The sequence below is a fragment of the Parashewanella hymeniacidonis genome (assembly GCF_016900895.1).
In the GTDB taxonomy this organism is placed as follows: domain Bacteria; phylum Pseudomonadota; class Gammaproteobacteria; order Enterobacterales; family Shewanellaceae; genus Parashewanella; species Parashewanella hymeniacidonis.
Window position 1 is genome coordinate 1 of record NZ_JAFEUN010000165.1, and the last position, 6,348, is coordinate 6,348.

Genomic DNA, 6,348 nt, shown 5'->3' on the forward strand with positions numbered 1-6,348 from the left:
CTGTTGACCATTGGTTATGATGATAAATTGACATGATTTGCTGTTTTGTATAAGGAGTTTCTTGATCAGATCAACGGATTTACAATAAGTTCAATTTATTTCAAATTTGTGTAGAAGAGTCAGGCTTAATGAACGTTTTTAGAGCAACCTCACAATCATAACAGGTCTTTTCGCTTAAAAAGGTTGCCGAATCATTCGCAAATCGGTAATTTCTATATTCATTTTATCGTGTGCATGCTTCTGACTATATAAACAACAAAATCAGAAGCCTGATAAATAAGGAGAAGGCTTTGCTTAGCCAGTTGAGTGGCATTCCAATTTCTAAAGATTCTATTTCTTGGTTACTGACACCAGAACGTTTTAGACATGAACTATTATCTAGAATCAAAAATGCTAAAAATAACATCTATTTATCTGCATTATATTTAGAAGACGATGAAGCAGGTAGAGAGATTTTTGATGCTCTATTAGCGGCAAAATCAAACAATCCAAAAATAGATATTAAAGTGTTTGTTGATTTTCATCGAGCACGCAGAGGCTTGATTGGTCAAAAAGGCGACAGCGGTAATTATTTTATGTATCGCTCTAAAAATGCCGTAGCTGATCATCCTATTGAGATATTAGGCACGCCGATTAAAACGAAAGAGTTTTTGGGTGTACTTCATTTAAAGGGCTTTGTGATTGATGACGCCGTTATTTTCAGTGGTTCGAGCCTAAATAATATCTACTTACATGTCGGTGACCGCTATCGATTTGATCGATATCATGTCATTGAGTCTCCTGAGCTAGCTGCTTCAATGCGAAACTATATGCTTCACGAACTTTCTGAAGATGACGCTGTAGTTGCGCTTGGCGATAAAGACAATGATAAAATCCCGTCAAAACAGCAGATAAGAAACTTCAAAGTAAAGTTATCACAGGCTAGGTATGAATATTCAGGTACTAAAAATGGTACTAGAATTACGCCACTGGTTGGTCTCGGAAGAAAGAAAAACGTATTAAATAAAACGGTTATAGATTTAGTTAAAGAATCCTCAGAGTCGCTATTCATTTGTACGCCATATTTTAACCCGCCTTACGCATTGAGCCGAGCATTAATTAAGCATTTACGTCAAGGAAAGCAAGTTGACATAGTGGTAGGCGATAAGACCGCCAATGACTTTTTTATCCCAGAAGAAAAAGATTTTACTACCATTGGTGCTGTTCCATATATTTATGAACAATCACTAAGAAAGTTTGTGAAACGTCAGCAATGGGCGATTGATAAAGGTTTACTTCGTATTCATTTATGGAAGCACGAAACTAATAGTTTTCATCTAAAGGGGATCAGTGCCGATAACCAAAATTATCTTATTACAGGCTCAAATTTGAATCCTAGAGCTTGGTCACTTGATCTCGAAAATGGCTTATTAATACAAGATCCTGAACAAGTATGGAAAGAACAGTTTTCTCACGAAAAAACGCATATTATTCAACATACAACTCAGTTGTATCATTATAGTCAAATTGAATCGTTGAAAGATTACCCTGTAGCAGTAAAAAAGATTCTTACGCGAATTAAACGACTACGAGCTGACTTTTTTCTTCGAAGAATTTTATGATCAAATCAGGGCGCCACTTGGTGCCCATCATACCTATGAAACCAATTAAACACCGTATCCACGATTTATATACTCACCGAAAATCTCTTTCTACTAAATCGTTTAATGCGAGAGGAAAAAACGTCAGTCGCTGTAAATTGTGTTTACAGAACATTAAATGGTGTATATGTGAACACAGAAGGCAGTTAGCTTCGAATGCATCATTCTTATTATTGATGTATGACGATGAAGTCTTAAAACCATCTAACACGGGCAGATTAATTGCCGATTTATTCCCTGAAACCTATCCTTTCTTATGGTCAAGAGTTGAAGTCGAACAAAAGCTTTTAGATTTGATTCAAAACCCCGAGTACCAGCCTGTTTTAATATTCCCTGACGAATACGCTGAGAGTGAAATCGTTTTTTCTGAAAGCAGCTCACTTGAGTTTTCGGGTAAAAAAACACTCTTTATTTTACTCGATGGAACGTGGCGAGAAGCAATTAAGATGTTCAGAAAATCTGAATACCTTAGGGGTATTCCAATGTTGTCATTTAGCCCTGAATTCGTTTCTGAGTATGTCATTAGAAAAGGACAAAGAGATTTTCAGCTAGGAACGGCAGAAGTTGCAGCGATGGCTTTAGAATGTTTTGGTGAGAAGCCAAACGCTGAAGCATTAAAGCAATGGTCTAATGTATTTAAAGAATCAGCGTTACTTGGTCGGAATAAACGTCCGATATCCACATTAACGCCATTTTCTGAGTATATAGAGCAGTTTGAAATTGCTCATGAGAAAGCAATTATGGCTAAGCTTGATTAGCCATAATTTCTATAACTTCATCGTAACTCAGGTTATATTCTCTCGATAAGTTAAACACTTTTGTTTTATAAGTCTGAATTAACTCTTTTTTCTTTTGTTGTTCTTTTTCTTTAGTAACCAACTCAGTAACAGCTTCTTGCAATACCTCTAACCGTTTTAAGCTATAATTGAGCGTTTTTAAATACTTTTGCATTTGACTTTTATTACGAGCGGCCTCGAGGCTAGCAGATTGCTTTTGTTCAAAGCCATAGTCGTCTAACGCTGATAACGCTTTTTCTAAATCTAAGTTGTTTTTCATTTTTGATGTCTGTTGTTGAAAGTCAGGAAAAATATTCGAAATTGTTGAAAAATATCATTGTTATTAGTTTTGTATTTAGTTGAACAAACCTTCAACAATTGAGCGAGAATTATACGGGGAATGGCAGAATTAACAATATTGATTTGCAGTATTTACAGGTTTTATTGGTGAATAAAACCAATAAAATGTGATTTATTGCTAGAGATACCCATTATGCAGTTTTAGCATCTTTCAAGTTTCAACAATAATTGATCAAAGTTGAAACAATGTTGTTGCTGTGTTCAGTTAAGTCAAGTTTTAGGCGTTGAAAAGATTTACTTCACATTCATTACGTAAAAAATCAAATAATGCATACACTAAATCTAAATTGTTATTTGAGAATGTGAACGAATCAGTTGTAGAATAAACTCTTCTTGCATTGTGGTGTTCAAGAGATTGAATTTCTCTGGACTTATTGACAACACGAGCATGGATGCAAATAACTTATTTTTTCGTTCTGGAGATTGCGTGATGAAAGTCATTAAGTGGGGTTTAATAACCCTTTTAGCCCTGATTGTTTGCTTAGCCCTATATTTAACTTTTTTATTTGATCTCAATGACTACAAGCCTGAACTGGTTTCTTTAGTTAAAGAACAAACGGGTAGAGAGTTAAAGATTGAAAAAGACTTAAAATGGACGGTTTACCCGAGTTTAGGTATAGAGATAGAACAACTAAGTTTGTCTGCACCAAAAGGCTTTAAAAACCAAATGTTAGCCGTTACTAAAGCGGTGGCAGAGGTGAAATTTCTTCCACTGCTTTCTAAACAAGTAGAAATCAGTCGTTTAAATTTTGACGGAATAACATTTAACTTAATTACTAAAAAAGATGGTAAGTCGAGTTTAGATGGTTTAGGCGGTAGTGCTTCGGAAAAGTCGGCTGTCAATAAGAACAAAGTTGATGACAAAGCTACGGATGAAACTCCGGGTCAAATGCTTAACGCTTTACACATCAATGGCATCTCCATTACTGATGTCACTGTAAATATGCGCGATGACAACACTAATGTCGCTAATCAATTTAATATCAAAAAATTGAATCTAGATGACTTTGATTTAGACAAAGACTCAAAGTTAACTTTCGAACTCCAAGCTGATGTCAATGAAAATCAAATAACATCGTCAGGCTCTGGGGTGATCAATATTAATCAGTCACTTTCAACTTTTGCTCTTAAATCGCTGGAAGTCGAAACCAACATCAATGGCGCTTCGATTCCTAACGGCAAAATTGAAAATCGAGTTCAGCTCGATGCACAAGTCGATACAAAGGCCAAAACAGCGACTTTGAAGTTAAATGCCTTTGATATCGATGCGATTAAGTCTTCTGGCAAGGCACAAGTTAATTTCGGTAAAAAAGTCCCTTATCTTAATGCTTCACTGAACGTTGGTGTTGTCAACATAACGCCTTACCTTCCGAAGGAAAAAGAAGATAAAGAAACGTCTGAACAGTCTGCTGCAACAACGCCTTCAGACGCTAAAAAACTACCTGGCTCAGAACCAGATTTAGGCGCATTAAAGACAGTAAATGCGGATATTTCACTAAAAATTAAAGCAATTCAATTTAAAAAGATCAAAACCAATGATTGGAATCTTGAAAGTAGTTTAAAAGATGGGGTATTAAACGTTAAGGACTTCTCTGGTCATTTATATAAAGGCAAACTGGCTTCTTCAGCCCGTTTGCTGGCAAAAAATGGCAAGCCTGAGTATCAATTTAAGACAAGGTTATCGAGCGTTCAAGTACAGCCGCTTTTAAAAGATGCAGTTAATTCTGAAATTCTTGCAGGTACTACGTTATTCAATTTATCAGGTCATGGAACCAGTTTGAATCCTGATAAGATTCTCGAGAATCTTATTGCACAAGGTAACGCTGAATTTACTGACGGTGCAATATACGGGGTAAATATCCCACTCATGATTCGAAATGCCAAAGCAAAGTTTAAAGGCGAAGCAATTGAAGAAGCCAAACAGAAGAAAACAGATTTTACTCGTTTAGGTACAAAATTCAAAATAGTTAAAGGCGTTGTTAAACTTGATGATACTGAGATGGCGTCGCCGTTATTGAGATTGAAGGGTGAGGGTGATGTAAACCTCGTCAAAAAAACAATTGACTACTTGCTGCAAACAGAAATTGTGGCTTCACTAAAAGGTCAAAAATCGAAGAAAGACGATTTAAGTGGTATTAAAATACCGTTACGTATCTCAGGTGAAATGACAAATCCTAAATTTTCAATCGATACAAAAGCATTGCTTGATGAAAAAATCGATCAAGAAAAAGAGAAATTGAAAGATAAGCTAAAAGATAAGCTTTTTAAGAAGTTTGGCTTTTAAGGCTTACTCTCTACCTCAACTTACTTGAGGTAGAGAGTATTCATCACTTATTCTGATGCTTTTACTTCCACCTTAGCTAATGGTCCGCTCATAAAAGCATAATTAGTAATTGAGAAATTATGCATTCCTTCATCCTCAGCTTTGAACTTTACGTTTACGTCTTTATCTGTTTTAGTTAGCAACAAAGGGGAGTCTTTTGTTTATTCATTGCTCCATCCGGCTGGTCTAACCCTTCTTCAATATCAGCAATTTTATACTGATTATTACCTAAGTCATTGAGTTTGAGCCTGAGCCCTGGAAAGCTTTCTACATAATATGCTATCTGTTAGCTGGTGCTGGACTTTCTATCATTAGTACACCTCAATGAAAAAGTTATTAATACTTATTGATATAAAAGTAATATTTAAAAATATTCATTAAGTATCTATTAATGACAGATGCCATTAAGGTTTGTGCTACATGCGTATACCCATGATACCTGAAGATACATGTTTCAGGACTCTTTCAGCGCCAATTCTTTGAGGCGCATTAACGAAGGAATATCGGGATTCTTTCAAGCTAATGTAACAAAGAAGAATTGGCGCTGAGAAGTCCACGCAGTGCGAGTTGCACAGCTTGTTACTCTTCGTTGCCAGTGCTAACAATAGCTCACTATTGCCGCACACCGTCGCCTTGATTAACAAGTTGTGCATTCTCGCTGAAATCGAGCATCTTCAGGTATGGGTATATACTTTAAATACGGAAAGACTACTAATTGTTCACTTAGAAATAAATCTTATATCCAATCATTGACTCCTTTTGCTAAATCCGTAAAATGCGTTTTCGTAGTCAACAAGAAATCAATCGCTTATTGATTACGAATGAAGTTTTAATGCGACATTAGCTCAGTTGGTAGAGCGATACCTTGCCAAGGTATAGGTCATCGGTTCGAACCCGATATGTCGCTCCAATCTTCTAGGGCGCGATGGCAGAATGGCTATGCTGCGGATTGCAAATCCGTCTATCTCGGTTCAACTCCGGGTCGCGCCTCCACATTTTTTAAATAGAAGTGTTCTATTGCTTTTATTTACGCTCAAATTGCCCGAGTGGTGGAATCGGTAGACACAAGGGATTTAAAATCCCTCGCTTAATAGGCGTGCCAGTTCAAGTCTGGCCTCGGGTACCATTTATTGAAAAATTAAAACCACGTCCTTTGGGCGTGGTAATCAGCGACAGGCTATGCCTGTAGCATCCACTCATGTTAAGACTTTTCTAGTTGTCCCCACAACAAAGAAAGGTCTATAACATG

At 36.5% G+C, this 6,348-nt stretch carries 4 protein-coding genes and 3 tRNA genes; 6 read left to right on the plus strand and 1 reads right to left on the minus strand.

Features of this window, described 5'->3' with window-relative positions; translation table 11 throughout:
* The first annotated feature begins 272 nt into the window (after positions 1-272).
* Positions 273-1,601, plus strand: a complete 1,329-nt coding sequence (gene pssA / locus JQC92_RS20460; protein ID WP_420851334.1) for a CDP-diacylglycerol--serine O-phosphatidyltransferase — start codon at positions 273-275, stop codon at positions 1,599-1,601.
* A 35-nt stretch (positions 1,602-1,636) separates the two neighbouring features.
* A complete protein-coding gene (locus JQC92_RS20465; RefSeq protein ID WP_205001390.1) occupies positions 1,637-2,398 on the plus strand; it encodes a tRNA-uridine aminocarboxypropyltransferase in 762 nt (253 codons plus the stop codon).
* Here the strand turns inward: JQC92_RS20465 and JQC92_RS20470 are convergent.
* Positions 2,385-2,696 carry a hypothetical protein gene (locus tag JQC92_RS20470; protein ID WP_205001391.1) on the minus strand — a complete coding sequence of 104 codons (312 nt, stop codon included), beginning with the start codon at positions 2,694-2,696 and terminating at the stop codon, positions 2,385-2,387. The two genes, JQC92_RS20465 and JQC92_RS20470, sit on opposite strands and share 14 nt — an antisense overlap.
* Positions 2,697-3,206: 510 nt before the next feature.
* On the opposite strand from JQC92_RS20470, the gene JQC92_RS20475 reads away from it, so the two are divergent.
* From JQC92_RS20475 to JQC92_RS20490, 4 genes are all read left to right on the plus strand, one after another.
* On the plus strand, positions 3,207-5,060 hold the full coding sequence (locus JQC92_RS20475) for an AsmA family protein (RefSeq protein ID WP_205001392.1): 1,854 nt from the start codon (positions 3,207-3,209) through the stop codon (positions 5,058-5,060).
* Positions 5,061-5,933: 873 nt separating this feature from the next.
* Positions 5,934-6,009 (plus strand) — tRNA-Gly (locus JQC92_RS20480).
* A 9-nt stretch (positions 6,010-6,018) separates the two neighbouring features.
* Positions 6,019-6,092: transfer RNA gene (locus JQC92_RS20485), tRNA-Cys, on the plus strand.
* A gap of 47 nt (positions 6,093-6,139) precedes the next feature.
* Positions 6,140-6,225: transfer RNA gene (locus tag JQC92_RS20490), tRNA-Leu, on the plus strand.
* Positions 6,226-6,348: the final 123 nt, after the last annotated feature.

Coding starts and splice junctions, on each gene's coding strand:
- JQC92_RS20465 (WP_205001390.1), top strand. CDS start 1,637: ATGAAACCAATTAAACACCGTATCCACGATTTATATACTCACCGAAAA.
- JQC92_RS20470 (WP_205001391.1), bottom strand. CDS start 2,696: ATGAAAAACAACTTAGATTTAGAAAAAGCGTTATCAGCGTTAGACGAC.
- JQC92_RS20475 (WP_205001392.1), top strand. CDS start 3,207: ATGAAAGTCATTAAGTGGGGTTTAATAACCCTTTTAGCCCTGATTGTT.